Consider the following 20,465-nt stretch of genomic DNA (forward strand, 5'->3'; position numbering starts at 1 on the left):
TGGTCAGCCGCCTGTGGTGCGAGACTGAATGTACCATCACTATTAAAAGTCAAACCTGTTGGAGATGTTCCAACCACACTATAGGTTAATGGTTCATCATCAGCATCTGTTGCAACAACTGTACCTGTGATCGAGGCATCATCCTCTGTACCACTCAAGGTTGCATCGGATGCAACTGCTGCATCATTTACACCATTAATAGTTACAGTCACTGTTGCTACATTCGAATCAACTGTTCCATCATTCGCAAGGTATTGGAAAGTTACAACACGGCTTTCACCATCATCTAAGCCTTGGTCAGCTGCCTGTGGTGCAACACTGAATGTACCATCACTATTGAAAGTCAAACCTGTTGGGGCAGTTCCAACTAAACTATAGGTTAATGGTTCATCATCAACATCTGTCGCAACAACTGTACCGTCAATCGAAGTATCGTCCTCGGTACCACTCAAGGTTGCATCGGATGCAACTGCTGCATCATTTACACCATTAATTGTTACAGTCACTGTTGCTGCGTTTGAATCAACTGTGCCATCGTTAGCAACATATTGGAACGTTATAACACGGCTTTCACCATCATCTAATGCTTGGTCAGCAACTTGTGGTGCAACACTGAATGTACCATCACTATTGAAAGTCAAACCTGTTGGGGCAGTTCCAACCAAACTAAATGTAAGTGGCTCTACATCTATATCTGTCGCGCCAACAATACCTGTAATCGATGCATCGTCCTCGGTACCTGTAGCTGTCTGTAAACCGCCACCGTGCCCTACGACTACATCATCTAAGTAAATATTATTGAAATCAGAAGAACCATCACCAATTGGACTGAATTCTACCCATGTCACACCTTGGAAGCTTACAGTGTTAATACCTGCTGGGAAGGTCAATACTGTACTTGGGTCTAAGCTAGTACGTACTTCTGCTGCATAACCTAATTTCAAAGTAAATGATGTTAAATCAAACGATGCACCGCTGTTATAAGTTAAACGTGCAATCGTGTCATAGTCATCATTTGCTGAGCCATTATGGAAATATAAACCATTCCCATCAGCACCATCCAAGTGGTGACCAGCACCAACGGTAAGAACATAGCCATCTTTAGTATAAGTATCACCAATACCAGTATATGAAGCTGGATATAGTTCTGATATGTCCACACTCTCAAACGTTAACGTTGTATTCACAACAGGAGCCGAAGCAATTGGTGCATCATTAACGCCATTAATGGTAATTGTAACTGTGGAATCATTCGAATCAACTGTGCCATCGTTAGCAACATATTGGAAAGTCACAACACGGCTTTCACCATCATCTAAGCCTTGGTCAGCCGCCTGTGGTGCGAGACTGAATGTACCATCACTATTGAAAGTCAGACCAGTTGGAGATGTTCCAACCACACTATAGGTTAATGGTTCATCATCAGCATCTGTTGCAACAACTGTACCTGTGATCGAGGCATCATCTTCTGTGCCTGAAACCGCAGTATCAACTGTAATGGCTGCATCATTTACACCATTAATAGTCACAGTCACCGTTGCTACATTATTCGAATCAAGTGTTCCATCATTCACAAGGTATTGGAAAGTCACAACACGGCTTTCACCATCATCTAATGCTTGGTCAGCAACTTGTGGTGCTAAACTGAATGTGCCGTCGCTGTTAAAAGTTAAACCTGTTGGTGCAGTACCCACTAAACTATAAGTTAATGGTTCATTATCAACATCTGTTGCAACAACTGTACCTGTGATCGATGCATCTTCACTACCAGACGCACTTCCATCAACGGCAATAGGTGAATCATTTACACCATTAATTGTTACAGTAACCGTCGAAACATTTGAATCAACTGTGCCATCATTAGCAACATATTGGAAAGTCACAACACGACTTTCACCATCATCTAAGCCTTGATCAGCCGCCTGCGGTGCAACACTGAATGTACCATCACTATTGAAGGTCAAACCTGTTGGGGCAGTACCCACTATGCTATAAGTTAATGCTTCATTATCAACATCTGTTGCGACAACGGTACCTGTGATCGAGGCATCATCTTCTGTACCCGAAGCAGTCGTATCTGTCGTAACAGCTGCATCATTTAGACCATTAATGGTCACAGTTACTGTTGCGATATTAGAGTCAACTGTGCCATCGTTAGCTTTGAATTGGAAAGTTACAACACGGCTTTCACCATCATCTAAGGCTTGGTCAGCTGCTTGTGGTGCGAGGCTGAAAGTACCGTTGCTATTAAAAGTCAAACCTGCTGGTGCAGTTCCAACCAAGCTATAAGTCAGTGGTTCAACATCAACATCTGTTGCTGCAACAGTACCTGTAATCGATGCATCTTCACTACCTGATGCAGTACTATCAACTGCAACAGGTGCATCATTTAAACCATTAATAATGACATTAACAGTCGCTACATTTGAATTGGCTGTGCCGTCATTTGCAATATATTGGAAGGTTACAACACGGCTTTCACCATCATCTAATGCTTGGTCAGCCGCCTGCGGTGCGACACTGAATGTGCCATTACTGTTAAAGGTTAAACCTGTTGGGGCAATACCAACCAAACTAAATGTAAGCGGCTCTACATCTACATCTGTCGCAGGTGCGACACCCGTAATTGCACTATCATCTTCACTACCTGTTACTGTTATCGTGGTGTGGCGCACAATAACGTCATCAAGGTAAATCTGATTACCATCAGTGCTGCCATTTCCAATCGGACTGAACTCAATCCATGTCACACCTTGGAAGTTAACTGTATTTACACCAGCAGGAAATGTTAATACGGTGCCAGGATTTAAACTCGTGCGAACTTCTGCCGCATAACCCAACTTCAGGGTAAATCCATCTAAATCAAATAATGCGCCATTATTATAAGTTAAACGTGCAATCGCATCATAGTTTGAATTGGCAGAACCATTATGGAAATATAGACCATTTGCATCAGCACTATCATAGTGCTGCCCAGCACCAACTGTAAGGACATAACCATCTTTGGTATAGGTATCACCAATTCCAGGATATGAATCTGGATAGAGATTTGTGATATCGACACTTTCAAAAGTCAAAGTGGTAATTACTGTAACTGGCACAACAGGTGCATCATTGACACCATTTATCGTCACGGTAACCGTAGCTATATTGGAATCTGCTGTACCATCATTCGCTTGATATTGGAAAGTCACAACGCGGCTTTCACCACTATCTAGACCTTGGTCAGCGGCTTGTGGTGTTAATGTATACGTACCGTTGCTATTGAAGATTAAACCTGTTGGAGCAGTACCAATAAGGCTATAAGTCAAAGTACCACCATTAGGAGTAGTACCACTTACTGATCCTGAAATCGAAGCAGTATCTTCAGTTCCAGTAGAACTACTATCAGTGACATGCACAGCATTAGTTGTGCTAACTGCACTGGACATAACTTGTAGCCAACCACCATTTTGAGTACCTACTGGTGCAGCGTTATACCAATCGTAGCCAATATAACTAATTTGACCAGCACCATAAGGCATGACCGCTACAGAAGTAACGCCACTAGCCTCAAAAACACTTTTTGAACCAGCTGGGAGTGAGCTGGTATTCAACGAATAGGTTCCATCATTCCAAGGCAATGATGTGGGATCATCAGCGAACGTCGTTCCTGTTGCTGTACCTGTTCGATTGGTCGCAGTATTTGCATTATTACCTGTCAGAGAGAATCCAAACAAATCATTAAGTAGCAAAGTATCATTTGAACCACTCGAACCTCCAATGATGAGACTACCACCATCACTAATAAAATCTCGAATTACGTCTTTCGCTTGAGTAGTCAAAGCAGAACCCAAGGAACCTACTTCTAACTCAGGAATTACCAAGACTTGTTTTCCGCTTAAAGCTGTTGTCAAACCTGTTGCACTATAATCCGTAAAGGTTGAAACAATATGTCCCTGTGAACTTAGTGTTGCTTGTAGGTTATCAGACTCTGCGCCTATCCCTCCAGCAGTGTCCACAAATGAACCATTATCAAAAAATGCTATTTTTGCACCACTCAGTGCATAACTGGCTAGATTAATTGGCATGAGTATCCCCTTATATAATCCATTTTAAATTAAATTGTATTAAACAGTTCCCAAAACACAGCTTTTACAGCAACGCCTTTAATAAAAAATAATATTAATTATCGCTTAAAAGCTTCTTTATGATATTAAATACAAATAAATCACAATTATTTATACCAATCATATTTTACATCATATTATACAAACAGAATGAAACAAATATATCAAAAAACAAACTATTTGTTACGACATGTAAAATATTTTTTATTTATATTTATCAAATACTTATTTTAAATTTCAAGTATATTCATATGTATTTATTAAATAATACTAATTGCAAAAAAATATACAGAACATTCTTTATAATAAAATTCTTAATAAAATGATTAATTATTTTAACTAAATAAAAAAAACACACACCAACAAACAATGATAAATAAAAGTAAAAATCAAATAATTATTCAACTTTATTCCATTAAAATTGACAGCCAGAAGAAAAAATAAAAGCAGAAAATAAAGTTTAAAAAGAGTAAAACCCAAAATATTTTTAATTTTGGGTTTTACTGAAATCAAGAAGTAAATGATAAAAAATTACAATTTCTATATTAAATTATAAAATGATATTAAGGTATATCAAAGCACCAATTGATTATTATCTAATAACATTTGCAAACTTATATCTACATTTTTCAAGGTTAGTAACAAACTATCGCTATAACTTGTTCCACTTCCATCTCTATCCAAAAATACTCTGACATCATTTCCGTTATCTACAACTGATAAAAACTGATCCACAGTGGCTAAATCCTGATTACCATTAAAGCCAATCAACAGATTACTAACATCAATTTTATCTGCATTTAAGGCAACCTCAAAATCTGTCCAAGTGTCAGTACCATTACCTCCTGTTGCTGTATTTGATAATAAATGAAATATAACTGTATCTACTCCTGTTCCTGCAGTATAGATATCATTACCAGCTTTACCATCTAGTACATTATTCGCACCATTTCCAAGTAGGGTATTCGCTAGTTCATTACCATTCCCTAAAATATTTGAAGAACCTGTTAATACTAGATTTTCTACATTACTATCCAAGGTGTAATCCACACTTGAAAAAACTCGATCAATTCCTTCGCCAGTCAGCTCAGTAATACTATCTGCAACATTATCAATAAAATAAGTATCATTACCTCCCCCACCCACTAAAGTGTCTGCTCCAATACCACCATCAAGACGATCATCACCTAAACCACCTATAAGGAGATTATTGCCTGAATTACCCAATAAACTATTTGCAAGTTCATTCCCTGTACCACTGATATTTGTAGTGCCAAATAAAATGAGATTCTCTACATTTGCAGAAAGTACATAATTCACATTAGAAAAAACACGATCTACCCCTTCATTGGATAATTCAGTGATGACATCACCAATATTATCTACAAAATAAGTATCATCGCCTAAACCACCAAGGAGAGTATCTGCTCCCTCTCGCCCATCCAAACTATCGTTCCCTAAACCGCCTGCTAATATATTAATTCCTGCGTTACCGAGAAGTACATTTGCAAGCTCATTACCCGTTCCATTAATATTGGATGTACCAGCCAGAATTAAATCTTCGACATTCGCAGCTAAGCTCAAACTCACTTTAGAAAAAATACGATCAGTCCCTTCATTTACCTGCTCGATAACAACATCATTTAACTGGTCTACATAGTAAGTGTCATTCCCTACACCACCCGTCATAATATCGGTACCCACTCCTCCATCTAAGCTGTCATTCCCCTGACCACCGACAAGTGAATCATTACCGAGATCACCAAAAAGTGAATCATTACCCAAACCACCAAGTAAAATGTCATTTCCCGCAGCACCGTCTAAATAATCATCTCCAGCAGCACCATCTAAAATATTATCTGCAATATTTCCCAATATTTTATTTACGAGGCTATTACCCGTTCCATCTACATTAGAATTTCCATACAGAATAAGATTTTCAACATTGTCAGCTAATACATAGTTAACATTTGCAAAGACACGATCGACTCCTTGATTTGCTGATTCAAAAACACCATCATTAGTATTATCAACTATATAGGTATCATTTCCTAAACCACCAAACAGCGAATCAACACCAGCTCCACCATCAATCGTATCGTTACCTAAGCCACCAATTAAGATGTTATTCGCAATATTACCTAAAATCGAGTTATCGAGTTCATTACCTGTGCCATCAATATTTGCTGTGCCATAAAGAATAAGGGACTCAAGATTTGCTCCAAGTGTATACGTTATATTGGAGAAAACTCGGTCAAGCCCTTGTCCAATTTGTTCAGTTACAACATCACCAACATTATCAATAATATAAGTATCATTTCCAACACCACCAATGAGAACATCAGCGCCAGCTCCGCCATTTAGCAAATCATTTCCTAGGCCGCCAGTTAAGATATTATTTCCTGTGTTTCCAATAATTGTATTTGCCAAAGCATTGCCTGTTCCATTGATATTTGCACTACCTGTAAGTGTCAAATTTTCAACATTCGCACTCAAGGTATGTGTCAAATTCGATAAAACTAGATCAGTTCCTTCATCCAATTGTTCAACAATAACATCTCCTACATTATCTACAATATAAACGTCATCACCTGTACCACCAGACATGCTATCGGCACCTAAACCGCCGTTTAAGGTATCATTTCCTTCATTTCCATTTAGAGTGTCATCACCAGAACCACCATGTAATAAATCATTTCCATTGCCGCCATTTAAAGTATCTGCTCCCCCCTGACCAAACAGACTGTCATTGCCTTCTCCACCATTCAACACATCATTACCTACTGGTGACAGAACAATACCTGTAAGTTCATTTACCAATACAAGAGGATTTTGATATGAAACGTTTAATAAAAAATGACTATTACTTGTAAATACTGGGGAGTCTGCTGGATGGACTTTGATATAATAAGGAAGTGCGATAAGTGGTGGTGTGAAAGTTAAGTAAGGATCATTATTTGAGCTTGAACCAAGTCCACCTAAAGTAGAAGATGCATTATCATTTGTTGCAACCACATTCCCAAAAGAATCTACAATTTCAACCACTAAATCCTGATCTGAAAAATCAATATCAACGGTAAAAGCAGCCCCTAAAAGTGGTGTAATACGAAAAAATTCAGCTTGACCAATCGTGGTTTCCACATAATTCGAAATATGGGGAATGCCTGCTTGATCTGCAACTAGCGGATTCTCATCCAATGACCAACCATCAAGGTTTAAACCCAGATTAACCGCTGTCAATGCTGAACCATTTAAAGCTAGCTTATCTAATAGCGCAGTGCCGCTACTGGTATCTCCTAAAATAATATCATTACCATCACCACCATTAATGGTGTTATTCGGACTGAGAGTAATTAAAGCGCCTCCTGAAATATAATCATCTTCGGGTGTCCCATTTATTGTATCGCCTATTACTATTATCGCCATGATATTATTCCTTTTTCTAAATAAATATTCTTATTACCCTGATAAATCTGGAATGATCAACGAACACTATTAATATCTTTTACTATTATTATTTATACTGTTCGAACGACCATTTTAGTGATGCAATTATCATTTTTGCATTATTTTAATATTCTACATCACATTTTATTTAATCAATATAAAGTTCGATGAAACAACAATCAATTTGTTACAAATTATTTTTAAAAATATGCAATACATTTACAACGCTTTTTTATGAGAAGAATTTCTTATTAAACATCGAAATTAATAGAAGAAATTCTACTTTTTTAATTTTTTCTACCTATATAGTTTATTAAATTTAAATTAAAACTGTAAATAAAAGTAGATTATTTTGTCTTGTAATTGAGCAATCCTATTTCAAAAAATAAAATATTAAATCTTGCTAGATATCCAAGACTTTGTTTGAATCTTTGAATAAAGACAACTTATAAGGATTTCACAATGACCTCTTTGCTTCAGAAACTTTCAATATTCAGTTACCTTACTCTAAGTCTTACGGCTTGTTCTTCTGTTAGTTTAGATAGCAATGCATCTAAGATCCAAATTCAACCGACAACAACGGATCAGAAACAGTTGACCACAGTCTATAAAGTCGATGCCAATGGCATCGGGGCGTCAATTGGAACAGTCTCATTCAGACAAACGCCACAAGGTTTACTCATCACCCCTGCGCTTTGGAAACTTTCTCCTGGCGAACATGGTTTCCATATCCATGAAAATGCCTCATGTGATGCTGCATTAAAAGATGGCAAAATGGGGGCTGCTCTTGCAGCAGGGGGACACTTAAATCCTGATAATACTGCCAATCATGGCACACCAGAAAATGGTCATTTAGGTGATTTACCTGTACTCGTCGTCAATGACAAAGGTTTTGCAATCACACCTGTCACCGCTCCTCGTCTCAAACTTTCTGATATTCAGGGACGTACGATCATGATTCATGCTGGGGGAGATAATTATTCAGATACCCCGAAACCCTTAGGTGGTGGTGGAGAACGAATTGCTTGTGGTGTCATTCAATAATTTAAGCACTGTGGGTATCTAAAAAGATATCCACAGTTTTGTTGATCTTTTAAACACTATAAAAAAGCTAAAACATCAACTCAGCATTTGATTGATCAATTGATCCCTTCCGCTTTACGCTCCAACATCACCTGCTTCAGCGCAGCTCTTGGTTGCAAAAACCAAAAACCAATCAGCGTTACACAGGCTAAGGCAAAAGCCCAAATATGGAAATATGTATACAGTACCCTTACCAATTCAATAATTGTAAAGAAACTCATCATCAATAACATTGAAACGGCGGCGGCTACTGTGCCTTTCGAAACTTCCGAAGACATCAACGCAAAACGGTACATGACGGAAAAACTAATCCCCTCACCCAAGCTCACCAAGGTCATACCGATCAATAAACAAGGAACAAGATACGTTTGCCAAATCACGCCTAAAATTAAAAACAGCGTTCCAATCAACATAATCGGTAAGCCCATCAAAATGGTTTTGCCTAATGGAAAACGATCAATTATTTTGATCAGGATAATATTCCCTGCAATTAAGCCAAAAAATACAGGAAACTGCGCCAGACCATATTGCACACTACTCAGTTTCAACTCATCCACCAAAATAATTGGCGACAAAGCAATCCAAAGCATCAACGGCATTCCAACTAAGGGCAAAGCGATACTTAAACCCAAGAAACGGCGATTAGTGAATACCTTCTTAAAATCATCAAAGATATAACTAAAAGGTTGTCTCACTCGGCTCTCTTGTTTGGTCGGCATAAATTTATTTAAACCAAACCAACTCAAGAATGAAACTGCGGCAATCGCAACAAAGCCCCAATGCCAAGACACATAATCAATCAGAAATGCACCAAGAACGGGTCCAAGTAACGGCGCAAGCAAAGAAATATTCGCCATCAATGCCATCACTTTAATGGCATCACGCTCTTCAAATGTTTCCTGAATCGCGGCATACCCCACGGCTGAAATGACAGAGAGACTAATCCCTTGCAAGAAACGTAAAGTCAGAAATTGTTGAATATTGTGCGTGAGTAAAATCAGCAAACAACAGATGGTAAAAAATGCCACGCCTACCAATAATACTTTTTTACGCCCAAGTCGATCCGAAAGCGGCCCAAGCAACCACGCGACACTTGCCCCACCCAATAAATAAAATGACATGGATGATGGTGCCCATGTTGCACTGACCCCAAATTGTTCTGTGATCGCCAACATGGCTGGTTGGATTAAATCATTACCGATATAAACTGAAAATTCGAATAGCACTAAAGCTAATGGAAACATAAGCGTTATACGGTTTAACGTCATGCTCTGATTATTCGTCATCATGTTCTATTCACAAAAATAACCAATTCGTATACAGCCCATTTCCACAAATAAAAGGAAAATAGGATCATCAGCACACGATTTTATGGCTTTGATTTAAATTAAATTTTGATTTTCATGCAGTGAGAGCGCATGTAATAAATGTGAAAACACCGTATTCACAAGGTGTATATAAGAAAACAATTTATTTACGTGAGATTGGTAAATTTTTACCTATTGGAAAAATATCCAAGCTTAATTTTAGCATTTTTTAGAAATGACCGCAATTTGAGCAAAGCTTAGGAATTGTGTTGATATGTGAATAACCAAAAAGTTATCCACATTTTTGTTTGGTTTTTATTCATCATCAATTTATCAATGAGATTCAAGAACACAGTTCAAACTGGAATTTATTGGTATTGTCCCCTCTCGCACACTGATAGCTTTGTTTTTTATTTACAATCTTCCAGACTTCTTGATCACGCTTTAACTCATATTCGGTACGAATAGCTGCAACAGAATCATCTAATTGGGCTTGCTCTACAGTGATTTCCGCATCTGTTGGGTTTTCAGCACGATTAAACTGCTGATCAATTTTGAGATTAGTTTCATCATGAAATAAATTTGGTTGATCGAGTAAAACCGCATGTATTACTGTACTTTTTTGTACCGCTGCTTGTTGCTGTGACTGTGCAATCGGCTGATTACATGCGGCTAAAAATAAGCTACACCCTAAAACCATCCAAATTTTATACATTTTGTACCTTTCCTATTTACCACATGCATTTATGCTACTATGCAAAACTGAATTTCAAAGCAACAAAATGTATGTGACTTATGAGAGATTTGTTTTATTTATCAATCATTTGAACATCGTCACAAGTCACTAAAAAAACAAATTTTATAACATGAACATCACCACGGATTAGGCATCACCAATGTCAGATTTAGCAAAAAAATTAGCAATTATTTTAGTCGTCGGTAGTACGATTGTCGGCTGCTCGAAAAAAGAAGAAGGTGCTGCAAGCGATGCATCTGTAGCGACAGAAAGTGCGGCGCCCAATAGTGAAACAATTCGAGCAAATGCAGCAAAAAATCCTGAACAGCTGGTAAGCACACAACAAAGTGCTCTCGAACAAAATCGCCTGTTGATTAAAAGCGCTCAACTGCAATTTGAAGTCAAAGATGTGTTAAAAACCACGGCAACCCTTGAACAACAGTTGTTGCAATACAATGGCTATATCGAAAATAAACAAATTGATTATCAGGTCAGTGACCGTTCCCAACGTGATCGTAGCGATGGCACAGTGGATATTTATGAGAAAATCACGCCGATGGTACAACTGACTGTGCGTATTCCAAATGATCAAGTAACAACATTTTTAAACAATCTACTGCCTTTGATGTTGAACTTTAATACACAAAGCTATGAAGCAAAACGTTATGAATTAAAGCTGTTAGAAGAAAAACTGAATACCGCGAATCAAAGTAATAGTTCGTCGAATACAGTAAACAATCAACTGCAACAACTCACAGATTTAGAAGTGAAAGACCGTTTAGCCTATAGCACCATTCGTTTGGAATTTTTCCAACAAGCAAAAGTGCGTAAAAGCCATGATTTAAATATCAACCGAATTGCTACGCTCGACAGTGATCCATTACTGACCAGAATTGCAGAAGCATTTAAAGTAGGTTTATCGTATTTTAAAGAAACCATTCTATGGCTGATTCAATTTTGGGCTTTCTATTTTGTATTTATTACGATTTGGGTGATCCGAAAGCATATAGAACTCGAAAACAAAACAGCTAATTATTGATTTTTGATCAATAGTATTTTGCCTATTTATACATTTTTACTCATGAATAGATTCTCTAAAATGTACTCAAGTTTTAGAAATCTATTTTTGAGTTTAATTTTATGAGCAATATTTTAATTATTAATGGTGCCAAACAATTCGCTCACTCGAATGGTGAATTGAATGACACCTTGACCGACTTTTCAGAATCACATTTAAAAGTTTTAGGTCATACAGTCCAAGTAACACGTACCGACAGTGACTATGATATTCAAGCCGAAATTGAAAAATATCTATGGGCAGATGTGGTGATCTATCAAATGCCAGGTTGGTGGATGGGCGTCCCATGGACAATGAAAAAATACATTGATGATATTTTTACGATTGGTCATGGTTCACTCTACGCGAGTGATGGACGTAGCCGTTCTGATGCTTCTAAAAAGTATGGTTCAGGTGGTTTGATTCAAGGTAAAAAATACATGTTGTCGTTGACATGGAATGCACCAATGGAAGCGCTCACTGATCCTGATCAATTCTTTCACGGCGTGGGCGTGGATGGCGTTTATTTACCTTTCCATAAAGCCAATCAGTTCTTGGGTATGGAATCATTACCTACATTTATCGTGAATGATGTAATCAAAATGCCAGATGTACCAAGCTACATCGAAGCGTACAAAGCCCATTTAGATCAGCTTTTTGCGACTGCCCATTAAGAGAGAAATCATATGTTGACAATTATTGCAGAAATTCAGACACATGCAGGTGCAGAACACCGCCAAGCAGTTTTAGATGCTTTCCAAAAAATCATTCCAACTGTATTAGCAGAAGAAGGTTGTCACGGTTATGCCGCATTGATTGATCATCTGCCAGCAATTGCTATGCAGGCACAAGATGAAAATAGCATTGTGATGTTAGAACAATGGGAAAGTACCGCTCACCTCGAAGCACATATGCAAACAATACATATGCTAAAGCATTTTGAAGCGACCAAAGCGCATGTGGCTAATGTCAAAGTGCGTATTTTGGAAAGTGGGATTTAGAACAACGGTTGGTTATTTATCAACTCCTCATAAAATATATGATACTCGGTAACGTCATCCACAACCTGCATGATTTTCACAAGATCCTGTTTCTGCGAACGAGTTAAATAGATCCAAGAAGCGGACAGGTTTTGTGGATGACAATGCCTTTGGTTACTTTGGGCAAAACCAAAGTAACTCCAGCCGAAGGCTAATCTTAAATATGAATGAGAACAAAATACGACTCAGTCAAGACACAGAATAACATAAGCAAATGATTTTAATTATAATAATGCTGCTTCAAATGGCGACTATATTCCGTTAAATAAAGTTCTAAGCCCTCTCGACGATCAGCTTTTTGCATATCTTTAGCAGCCAACTGCTCAATCTTGGTTTCCAATAAATTGAGAATCGCTGCTTGCTCTACTTCAGGGAGTTGAGCTTTCTCTTTCTGCTGCTTTTTAATTTCCAAATAATCTTCTGCCCAATGACGCAATGGATCATGCTCAAACACTTGGGCAAATAGGTCTGTAATCAGTAATTCAGGCATTACTTCTTGGGTTGCCAACTCTGCCGACATCAAACCACGAATTGAATAAAACACTTTCTTATATGTAAAATTATCCGCGGTTTGCATCACTTTCATCCCGCCTTTCGCCAGTGATAAGTAATGGTGATATAACGCGCTATAGTCGATTCGCTCAAGTAACCCATCTCGAAAGGTTTGCCATTCTGGGAAAGCATTAAAGTACACAATATGCGCTCTCACCCACTCCAAAACAGTTGGATTACTTTTTGCCAGTAGTCCAAACATTTTATCTAAGTCATAAGAGACAAAGTCAAAATCCCCATCCATGATTTCGATCAGGTCACGATATTTTTTATAATCAAAATATTGGTCTTTGCTTGGTAGATGAAAACCGCGCACATCGTAGTCACTGTCTGGGCTTGCCATACCCCATAAACGGCTACCACTTTCAATATAAAACAGCGGAATGTCTTGGCGTTGTTGGAAAAGTTTTTCGATTTCTTGGTGGATGTTCATGTAGTTACTACTCTTATTATTTTTTACCAAAAATATTTTTAAAAATTTTAGAAATTAGAGACCCACCTTCACCTTCTATCTCGACAGGTTGTTTAACTAAAAAGGGCTTTGCTTGTCCATTTTCAATATAAGGATAAAACTTTGCATTCAAAAAAGCTGCTTTAGTTCTTTGATAAATTTCATCAGACTCCTCTTCAAGATATAGTTTAGGAGAATCTATCCGCTTAATATCACCATTTTCATCAACTAATAATTCAAATTCATATTCATATTTTTTATTATGTAATTCATTTTCTTTAAAATTTGGCATATTGGGTCTAATACGGTATCTTGGTTCATGCATTTTTTTTGATTTTTTTGCTAAAACATAATAATAATCTTCCCAATGACAATCAGCATTAGTTAAATTAGTCTTATCTATAATAGATCCATCCTTTGCCTCAAAAATAACATTGAGTGCATAAGGGTTAATTCTAGTATGAATATCTTGACTTAAAAATACACAGAAACCTCTCCCTATCGTTTTCTTCAGTCGATTATCAATATAAGCAATATCACTATTACTCACATCATGATTTGAATTAATGTTCAGGAAAGTAATTATTTGGTTGAAATTCGTCATATCCAATCTAGTATATGTAACCTCCACCCCTTTATTTTTATTAATTATTCCTTTATCTATAGGTTTTCTTTTTAATATTCTATCATTAATCTTTAACATGTTTATAATTTTATAGTTTTGATCAATAACACCCTCTTTAATTAGATATTTGTCGTATTCACTCGGCTCAAGCATAGTCAAGCTATCATCTGCCCAAATCATTTGAATCCCTGAGGATATTAACAAACATAAAAGAACTTTTTTAAACACTGAATTTCCCCGAATATCTCAAACAATTAATTTAAAAATTTTGATTATCATAATGAAAAAGCGTATTTTTTGATACGCTTTTAGCAGATATTCTTTTATTTAATCAAGTATTAAAGATTAAAAAATTCTAGAACCATAATTCCGTTTCAGTCAGGGAACGATAGCAAAACTTTACTTATTCGACTTAATAATAGATTCATGCTCTACCTAATGATTGTTTCCACCAAAAATCTTATGAAGTAAGGATTTATTTTCTGGGACTTCAATCTCTATAGGCTGTTCAGTTCGAAAAGGTACTGACTTTCCATTCTCAAGATAAGGATAAAACTTTGCGTTTAGAAATATTGGTTTTAATTTTTGAAAAATTTTATCAGACTCATCTGTTTTATTCATATTTTTCAACATAACCCGCTCTACATCTCCATGTACATTCACGAATAACTCTAGAACCAATTGTTGCTTTTTCCAGTTCAACTCATCTGGACTAAAATTAGGAATTTCAGGAGTGATTCGATACTGCACTTTCTTAGATAAATCTCTTTTTTCGACTGAATTTACAGGAGTATCCACATGATGATCCTGTTCTTTTGTTATTTGTGATTTCTCTGATTTATTGTCATTTCCTGAGGCTATAAGACGTTCTTTTAGTCGTGCCTTTTCATTTAACTCATTGGATGCAACCTTATTAGATTGATCGCTTCCCAAAGTCTCTTGCAAAATAAAAAACAGTAGCAATGCTAGAAATATGGTTGTATTTATTGACATTATATTTAGCTCAGAACATATAAATTGACCACTAAATTATGGTCACCTAGAACACATATCTTAAAATAAAAAAGCGCATCTTTCGATACGCTTTCAACAGAAACTCTTTTATTTAATCAAACATTAGAGATCAAATAATTTCCCTGGGTTCATAATCCCGTTCGGGTCAAACGCTAACTTTAATGCTTTCATATATTCAATTTCTTCAGGCGAACGTGAATATTCCAAATATGGCTTTTTGGTCATCCCCACACCATGCTCGGCTGAAATTGAACCATCATATTTTTTCACAGTCTCAAACACATATTTATTCACCACCTGACACTTCGCAAAAAATTCGTCTTTAGTTAAGTTTTCAGGTTTTAAAATATTTAAGTGCAAATTACCGTCACCAATATGACCAAACCAACAGATTTCAAAATCTGGATAATTGTCTGCAACGATCGCATCAATTTCAGCAATAAACGCAGGCACATGCGTAATCAACACTGAAATATCATTCTTATAAGGAATATACGGCGCAATTGACTCTGAAATATCTTCACGTAAACGCCATAAGCTTTGAGCTTGTTCTAAGCTTTGGCTCATTACGCCATCAATCACCCAACCTTGTTCCATACAATGCTCAAAAATCTGCATTGCTTTGTCCATAATCGGTTCATATGGCGCTTCAAATTCGAGTAATACATAGAATGGGCAAGTTGTTTCAAATGGACGTTGTACATGTCCACGATCTAACACTTTTTGCATTGCCACTTCACCAAAGAACTCGAATGCGGTTAAGTCGATTTCTTTTTGGAAAGCATGTAATACAGGCATCACTGCTTCAAAGTCAGGCGTACCCAATACCATGACTTGTAAGTTTTGTGGCTTACGCTCAAGTTTAATCTCAGCCTCAGTCACTAAACCTAATGTGCCTTCACCACCGATAAACAAATGCTGCAACGCATAACCCGTCGCATTTTTAATCATGCCTTTATTTAAACGTAAAATATCGCCTTTACCCGTCACAACCGTTAAGCCAAGCACCCAGTTACGTGTCATACCGTATTTGATGACTTTAATACCGCCTGCATTAGTTCCGATATTTCCACCAATTTGACTAGAACCTGTAGATGCAAAATCAACTGGATAGTACATGCCCTGTTCTTCGGCGTAGTTCTGCAATTGTTCAGTCACTACACCTGCTTGTACACGTACCATACGATCTGCAGGGAAAAACTCCAAGATTTGATTCATCTTGTCAAAGCTAATCACAATTTCGCCATTGGTCGCGACTGCACCTGCCGAAAGTCCTGTACGACCACCCGATGGCGTAATCGCGATATTGAATTGATTGGCAAGTTTGACAATCGCTTGAACTTGCTCAGTGCTTGAAGGAAAAACGATGACTGATGGGTTCGGATCAAAATGTTTGGTGTGATCTCGCCCCCAATTTTCCAAACTATCGGCATCGGTTTTAATACGGCTTTCACCCACAATTGCAGTTAATTGGGTTAGTAACTCAGGTGTCAAATCGACTGAAGCATTCATCGTTTACAGGCCTAGCAAGAAGTAAATATCGGGCTTTTGGATGGCAATATAATATTTTTCAATCCCTTAAAGAATAGGTATCGAAACATCCAAAATATAGAAACGCGAGCGAAAACATCAAACTTTAAATTCATCAGTTTGATTATCGTATTTCTTTATTTTACATGTAAGCAGCCAAGGGATAAAGCACAGGATAAGGATACTGTCATAACAAAATGTGTATAAACACGATAATTCATTCGAAACTGAAAAATTATCAACAATTATGCTGCGCTAATTTTAAACGAAATATCTATAAGTCAACGCGGTATGCTATGATACGGCAACTAAATTTTGGCCTTTGTAGCGGAGCCGTAATGAGCCAACATCTATCACTACCGAAAGACAAAATCCGTTTCCTTCTGTTAGAAGGTGTGCATCAAAATGCCATCGACACTTTAAATGCAGCGGGTTATACCAACATCGATTCCCATAAAACAGCGCTTGAAGGCGAAGCTTTGAAAGAAGCCGTCAAAGATGCGCACTTTATTGGTATTCGTTCGCGTACTCAATTGACTGAAGAAATCTTTGCAGCGGCGAATAAATTGATTGCGGTAGGTTGTTTCTGTATCGGTACAAACCAAGTCGATTTAAAAGCAGCGATGTCTCGTGGTATCCCTGTTTTCAACGCACCATATTCAAATACACGTTCTGTTGCAGAATTGGTTCTTGCTGAAGCAATTTTATTACTTCGTCGTGTACCTGAAAAATCAAAAGATACACATGCAGGCGGTTGGAACAAATCTGCAGTTGGTTCTTTTGAGACTCGTGGTAAGACGTTGGGTATCATTGGTTACGGTTCGATTGGTTCACAACTTTCAGTTTTAGCTGAAAGCTTAGGTATGAAAGTTTGCTATTATGATGCGGTGACTAAATTACCGTTAGGTAATGCACGCCAAGTGGGTTCATTGGATGAACTTCTAGCAACTGCTGATGTGGTTTCTTTGCACGTGCCAGATGTTCCATCTACACGTAATTTCTTCAAAAAAGAACAGTTCGCGAAAATGAAAGCAGGTTCGATCTTCATTAATGCAGCACGTGGTACATGTGTGATTATCGAAGATTTAGCAGATGCGATTAAATCAGGTCACATTGCGGGTGCAGCAGTTGATGTATTCCCGAAAGAACCAAAAGCAAATGGTGAAGAATTCCTATCTCCATTGCGTGGTTTAGACAACGTGATTTTAACACCGCACGTGGGTGGTTCGACCATGGAAGCGCAAGCAAACATTGGTTTAGAAGTTGCTGAAAAATTCGTTGCGTATTCAGATAAAGGTATGACGCTTTCTGCGGTGAACTTCCCAGAAATCGCATTACCACTTTCTGATGGTCAGCATCGTTTACTTCACATCCACAAAAATGTTCCGGGTGTGTTGTCTAAGATCAATACATTGTTTGCTGAACAAGGTATCAATATCTCTGGTCAGTCTTTAATGACCAAAGGTGATATTGGTTATCTAGTTATGGATGTTGACGCATCTGCTTCTCAAGAAGCGCTTGATACCTTAAGCCAAGTTGAAGGCACAATTCGCGTACGTGTATTGTTCTAAGCTAAATTTAGAATAATCTATAAAAAGCCACAGTAAATGCTGTGGCTTTTTTATTTGCATTTGAATTATTATGTGAATAATGTACCAATCGTTCAAATAATAAGTTGTTCCTCCAATGTTAAAAACACCACTACATGCTTTATTGTTATTAATGATTGCCATGTTGTGTGTGCAAGGCAGTGGTTCTTTAGCCAAAATTCTATTCCAAAGTTTTCCAGTTCTCACGGTCTCAGCCATACGTTTATGCTTTGGTGCAATCATCTTGGCATTGATTTTTAAAATTTGGACGATCAATTTTAAAGTGGTGCGTTGGAAAGCGATTCTTAGCTATGGTGTTGCACTTGCAGGCATGAATGCCCTGTTCTATTTATCGCTTGAACGTTTACCTTTGGGCTTAGCCGTAGCCTTTGAATTTATTGGGCCACTCAGTGTGGCGCTGTTTCATGCACGACAAAAATATGATTTCATCTGGGTCGGTTGTGCCATTCTTGGCTTGGTTCTATTATTCCCTTTGCAACAAGCACAACAAGGTCTTGATTTAATCGGTGTTTGCTTTGCCATCGGTGCAGGTGCATGTTGGGCACTGTATATTATTGCAGGGCAAAAGCCATCTGGTATCTCAGGCAATCATACGGTTTGTTTAGGCATGAGTATTGGTATGCTGTGCCTACTTCCTTTCGCAGCCTTTTCAGGCGCAATAGATCGAGTGTTTGAACTTCCCAACTTATATTATTTTATGGGTCTTGCGATTTTAGCCAGTGCATTACCCTTCTCATTAGAAATGATTGCTTTGCGCAGTTTAACCCCACTGAGCTTTGGTACATTAATGAGCTTAGAACCTGCTGTCGCTGCGCTTTCAGGCTTTATTTTCTTAGGTGAAATGTTGCTTTGGAATCAATGGCTCGCGCTAGGCACCATTATTATTGCCTCAATCGGTTGTACCTTTACCACGCAACAGGCTAGACAACAGAAACAGGCTCAATAAAATGTCACTGTATGATCATAATGTCGTTTTCACAGCATATAATCATCGTGCCTATTTTTAGGTCTGTTTACTTTGATTTTGTAGATCTCCCATGAAAAATATTCAGTTGGTCGCTGTGCTATACATGGTTCTTTCCATGGTGGCTTATCAAATCAGTGCTTCATTTGCTAAACAACTGATTGCGACACTTGATCCTCTCACCGTGACCATTTTAAGGTTGAGCTTCGCCACTATTCTAGTTGCGATCATGTTCCGCTCATGGAAAGTGATCGCTAAGCTCAAATACCTAAAATGGCGAGATTTACTGCTATATAGCGCGTCTTTAGGCTGTATGAATATCTTGTTTTATACCTCTTTGGGAAAACTCCCTCAAGGGATTGCGGTTGGTCTAGAATTTATTGGCCCTCTCGGTTTAGCCTTACTTTCGATTAAACAGCGTAGTGATTACATCTGGGTAGCTTTTGCCATCTTGGGCATTGCGCTTATGGTGCCTTGGCACAATGCGAACACCCAACATTTTTCCTATCTTGGTGCCGCCTGCGCACTTGGTGCAGGCTTATTTTGGGCCTTCTATATTTATTTTGGACATCGAGTGGTTCAACAGAATATTGGTATGCATGCACTCACCATCGCGATTGGTTTATCGGCATTCACCTTGTTGCCTTTTGGTCTTTGGAATAATGCGCCTGCTCTACTCGACACTCAATATTGGGGTAAAGCTTTAATCATTGCGATCCTAGCGACTGCAATTCCATATGCACTTGATCTAATGGCTCTAAAACGTTTAAGTAAACTCAGCTATGGTACGCTCTCAAGTCTTGCACCTGCACTTGCGGCTTTAGCTGGACTGGTATTACTGCATGAACAAATTAGTTTAATTCAATGGGTCGCGTTGGCTTGTATTATGGTGGCTTCAATTGGTGTCACTTTACGAGGGGAAAAGACATAATATTTTCCA

General features: G+C 37.9%; 15 protein-coding genes. 7 read left to right on the forward strand and 8 right to left on the reverse strand.

Going from position 1 to position 20,465, the window contains the following annotated elements; genetic code table 11:
- Both C502_RS0117350 and C502_RS18685 read right to left on the reverse strand, forming a co-directional pair.
- The coding region (locus C502_RS0117350) for a tandem-95 repeat protein (protein WP_018680035.1) at positions 1-4,070 on the reverse strand (4,070 nt) is incomplete at its 3' end.
- Positions 4,071-4,682: 612 nt separating this feature from the next.
- Positions 4,683-7,535 (reverse strand): beta strand repeat-containing protein, encoded by a 2,853-nt coding sequence (locus C502_RS18685; protein ID WP_018680036.1) that lies wholly within the window; start codon positions 7,533-7,535, stop codon positions 4,683-4,685.
- A 483-nt stretch (positions 7,536-8,018) separates the two neighbouring features.
- On the opposite strand from C502_RS18685, the gene sodC reads away from it, so the two are divergent.
- On the forward strand, positions 8,019-8,600 hold the full coding sequence (gene sodC / locus C502_RS0117360) for a superoxide dismutase family protein (protein ID WP_018680037.1): 582 nt from the start codon (positions 8,019-8,021) through the stop codon (positions 8,598-8,600).
- 95 nt (positions 8,601-8,695) lie between these two features.
- Here the strand turns inward: sodC and craA are convergent, their stop codons facing one another.
- Complete coding sequence (craA, locus tag C502_RS0117365; RefSeq protein WP_162147135.1) at positions 8,696-9,925, reverse strand: chloramphenicol efflux MFS transporter CraA; 1,230 nt, start codon at positions 9,923-9,925, stop codon at positions 8,696-8,698.
- Positions 9,926-10,289: 364 nt separating this feature from the next.
- Positions 10,290-10,661 (reverse strand): hypothetical protein, encoded by a 372-nt coding sequence (locus C502_RS0117370; protein WP_018680039.1) that lies wholly within the window; start codon positions 10,659-10,661, stop codon positions 10,290-10,292.
- 181 nt (positions 10,662-10,842) lie between these two features.
- On the opposite strand from C502_RS0117370, the gene C502_RS0117375 reads away from it, so the two are divergent.
- From C502_RS0117375 to C502_RS0117385, 3 genes are all read left to right on the forward strand, one after another.
- The gene (locus tag C502_RS0117375; protein ID WP_018680040.1) at positions 10,843-11,721 is read left to right on the forward strand and encodes a DUF4349 domain-containing protein; all 879 of its coding nucleotides are present in this window, start codon (positions 10,843-10,845) and stop codon (positions 11,719-11,721) included.
- A gap of 101 nt (positions 11,722-11,822) precedes the next feature.
- Entirely contained in the window at positions 11,823-12,413 is a 591-nt protein-coding gene (locus C502_RS0117380) for an NAD(P)H-dependent oxidoreductase (protein WP_018680041.1), read from the forward strand.
- Between the two features lie 12 nt (positions 12,414-12,425).
- On the forward strand, positions 12,426-12,740 hold the full coding sequence (locus tag C502_RS0117385; RefSeq protein ID WP_018680042.1) for a putative quinol monooxygenase: 315 nt from the start codon (positions 12,426-12,428) through the stop codon (positions 12,738-12,740).
- Positions 12,741-12,999: 259 nt separating this feature from the next.
- Here C502_RS0117385 and C502_RS0117390 read toward each other — a convergent pair whose 3' ends face one another.
- The 4 genes from C502_RS0117390 to C502_RS0117405 form a co-directional block, all read right to left on the reverse strand.
- Entirely contained in the window at positions 13,000-13,764 is a 765-nt protein-coding gene (locus C502_RS0117390; protein ID WP_018680043.1) for a nucleotidyltransferase domain-containing protein, read from the reverse strand.
- A gap of 16 nt (positions 13,765-13,780) precedes the next feature.
- Positions 13,781-14,635 carry a hypothetical protein gene (locus tag C502_RS0117395; protein WP_228129351.1) on the reverse strand — a complete coding sequence of 285 codons (855 nt, stop codon included), beginning with the start codon at positions 14,633-14,635 and terminating at the stop codon, positions 13,781-13,783.
- 207 nt (positions 14,636-14,842) lie between these two features.
- Positions 14,843-15,400: a hypothetical protein gene (locus C502_RS18545; protein ID WP_018680045.1), complete on the reverse strand. Its 558-nt coding sequence runs from the start codon at positions 15,398-15,400 to the stop codon at positions 14,843-14,845.
- 123 nt (positions 15,401-15,523) lie between these two features.
- Positions 15,524-16,933, reverse strand: a complete 1,410-nt coding sequence (locus C502_RS0117405; RefSeq protein ID WP_018680046.1) for an FAD-binding oxidoreductase — start codon at positions 16,931-16,933, stop codon at positions 15,524-15,526.
- Between the two features lie 356 nt (positions 16,934-17,289).
- On the opposite strand from C502_RS0117405, the gene serA reads away from it, so the two are divergent.
- The 3 genes from serA (at position 17,290) to C502_RS0117420 (ending at position 20,456) form a co-directional block, all read left to right on the forward strand.
- The gene (serA, locus tag C502_RS0117410) at positions 17,290-18,522 is read left to right on the forward strand and encodes a phosphoglycerate dehydrogenase (protein ID WP_018680047.1); all 1,233 of its coding nucleotides are present in this window, start codon (positions 17,290-17,292) and stop codon (positions 18,520-18,522) included.
- 115 nt (positions 18,523-18,637) lie between these two features.
- On the forward strand, positions 18,638-19,507 hold the full coding sequence (locus C502_RS0117415; RefSeq protein WP_018680048.1) for an EamA family transporter: 870 nt from the start codon (positions 18,638-18,640) through the stop codon (positions 19,505-19,507).
- Positions 19,508-19,598: 91 nt separating this feature from the next.
- The gene (locus C502_RS0117420; RefSeq protein ID WP_023274804.1) at positions 19,599-20,456 is read left to right on the forward strand and encodes an EamA family transporter; all 858 of its coding nucleotides are present in this window, start codon (positions 19,599-19,601) and stop codon (positions 20,454-20,456) included.
- Positions 20,457-20,465: the final 9 nt, after the last annotated feature.

The organism is Acinetobacter tjernbergiae DSM 14971 = CIP 107465 (assembly GCF_000374425.1).
Taxonomy (GTDB): Bacteria; Pseudomonadota; Gammaproteobacteria; order Pseudomonadales; family Moraxellaceae; genus Acinetobacter; species Acinetobacter tjernbergiae.

Bases quoted from the DNA above. Each gene is read 5' to 3' on its own strand.
- serA (WP_018680047.1), top strand. From the start codon at position 17,290: ATGAGCCAACATCTATCACTACCGAAAGACAAAATCCGTTTCCTTCTG.
- craA (WP_162147135.1), bottom strand. From the start codon at position 9,925: ATGACGAATAATCAGAGCATGACGTTAAACCGTATAACGCTTATGTTT.
- C502_RS18685 (WP_018680036.1), bottom strand. From the start codon at position 7,535: ATGGCGATAATAGTAATAGGCGATACAATAAATGGGACACCCGAAGAT.
- C502_RS0117415 (WP_018680048.1), top strand. From the start codon at position 18,638: ATGTTAAAAACACCACTACATGCTTTATTGTTATTAATGATTGCCATG.
- C502_RS0117405 (WP_018680046.1), bottom strand. From the start codon at position 16,933: ATGAATGCTTCAGTCGATTTGACACCTGAGTTACTAACCCAATTAACT.
- C502_RS0117375 (WP_018680040.1), top strand. From the start codon at position 10,843: ATGTCAGATTTAGCAAAAAAATTAGCAATTATTTTAGTCGTCGGTAGT.
- C502_RS18545 (WP_018680045.1), bottom strand. From the start codon at position 15,400: ATGTCAATAAATACAACCATATTTCTAGCATTGCTACTGTTTTTTATT.
- C502_RS0117420 (WP_023274804.1), top strand. From the start codon at position 19,599: ATGAAAAATATTCAGTTGGTCGCTGTGCTATACATGGTTCTTTCCATG.
- C502_RS0117390 (WP_018680043.1), bottom strand. From the start codon at position 13,764: ATGAACATCCACCAAGAAATCGAAAAACTTTTCCAACAACGCCAAGAC.
- sodC (WP_018680037.1), top strand. From the start codon at position 8,019: ATGACCTCTTTGCTTCAGAAACTTTCAATATTCAGTTACCTTACTCTA.
- C502_RS0117385 (WP_018680042.1), top strand. From the start codon at position 12,426: ATGTTGACAATTATTGCAGAAATTCAGACACATGCAGGTGCAGAACAC.
- C502_RS0117370 (WP_018680039.1), bottom strand. From the start codon at position 10,661: ATGTATAAAATTTGGATGGTTTTAGGGTGTAGCTTATTTTTAGCCGCA.
- C502_RS0117380 (WP_018680041.1), top strand. From the start codon at position 11,823: ATGAGCAATATTTTAATTATTAATGGTGCCAAACAATTCGCTCACTCG.